We start from the raw sequence: 1,483 nt of genomic DNA on the forward strand, positions 1-1,483 counted from the left end.
GCTTGATTTTCTTAGTGATTACATCGAAGTACTTTATGGTGAACCTGCAGCGTATGGAGTAGTGTCTAGTGTATTATCAACTAAAATTGGAATCAATGTTTTCCTTGATGGTTATCTTCCTACAGAGAATGTTAGATTTAGAGATAAGAAATTTTCTTTTGATGTTTCTTCTTCGTCAACGGATGAATTTCAGGAAGGAAGTGAAATTATGTCATATCCAAAATTGGAGAAGAAGTATTCATCATTCTCAGTTTCAATTGAGCCTGGTAGAGTAAGAAAAGGTGAGGTATTAGGGATAATGGGTGCAAACGCTCTTGGAAAGACTACATTAATGAAAATGATTGCAGGTGTAGAAAAACCAGATGTAGGTGAAATTGATAAAAAAATAAAAATTGCATACAAGCCACAATATCTTCAAAATGATATCGATGCTGAAGTTATTGCATTGTTAGATAAGGCAAATGGCGGTACAATTGAAGGAAGTCAGGAAGAAGAACAAATTCTAGAACCATTAAAAATTAAAAAACTATACAACAAATCAGTAAAGAATCTATCTGGAGGGGAACTACAAAAAATCTCTGTTGCATCGTGTCTTTTACAAAAAGTTGATCTTTATGCACTAGATGAACCATCTGCATTCTTAGATGTAGAAGATAGGATAACTATAGCGAAGTTCTTACAAAAATTTGTAAGATCTTTTGGAAAAACAGCAATTGTCATAGACCACGATATACAACTAATGGATCTTATATCAGACTCCATGATAATTTTTGAAGGAGTGTCAGGATTGTCGGGTCATGCAACATCTCCAATGCCAAAAGCAGATGCAATGAACCAGTTTTTGAAATCACTTGATATGTCATTTAGGAGAGATGAAAAGTCATTGAGGCCACGAGTAAACAAACTAGAGAGTAGATTAGACAAAGAACAAAAAAGTTCAGGAAATTTCTATTACAAGAATTGACACGAATGCTAAAGAAAGCATTAGAAAATATTCTTACTTCAAAAGAAAGTCAAGAACTTATTTCATCTTTTGATCAAATTGGAGACATAATCATAGTTAGAATTCCAGATTCATTATTATCAAAAAAAGAACTTATAGGTGAAACTCTATTAAATGAAGTAAAGATTGCAAAAAGTGTTTTTTATCAATCATCTCCAGTTGAGGGAGATTTTCGAACCAGAAATCTAGAGGTCATAGCAGGTGAAGACAAGACAGAAACAGAATACAAAGAATTTGGTTGTAAATTTACAGTAGATGTTGAAAATGCATTTTTTTCTCCAAGATTATCTACAGAAAGGGAAAGAATTTCTAACTTGGTTCAAGATGGTGAAACTGTAGTCAATATGTTTGCAGGAGTAGGTATGTTTTCAATTATGATTGCAAAAAAGAAAAAATGTACAGTCTACAGCATAGACATTAATCCAATTGCAGCAAAACTTTGTGAAAGAAATATTCTCTCAAATAAAATATTAGGAAATG

At 32.4% G+C, this 1,483-nt stretch carries 2 protein-coding genes; both read left to right on the forward strand.

From position 1 onward, the window contains the following. On the forward strand, positions 1–964 hold a 964-nt coding region (locus BG20_RS08185; protein WP_010193516.1), incomplete at its 5' end, for an ATP-binding cassette domain-containing protein. A 5-nt stretch (positions 965–969) separates the two neighbouring features. Further along, on the forward strand, positions 970–1,483 hold a 514-nt coding region (locus tag BG20_RS08190), incomplete at its 3' end, for a class I SAM-dependent methyltransferase (protein ID WP_048097175.1).

The sequence above is a fragment of the Candidatus Nitrosarchaeum limnium BG20 genome (assembly GCF_000241145.1).
GTDB lineage: Archaea > Thermoproteota > Nitrososphaeria > Nitrososphaerales > Nitrosopumilaceae > Nitrosarchaeum > Nitrosarchaeum limnae.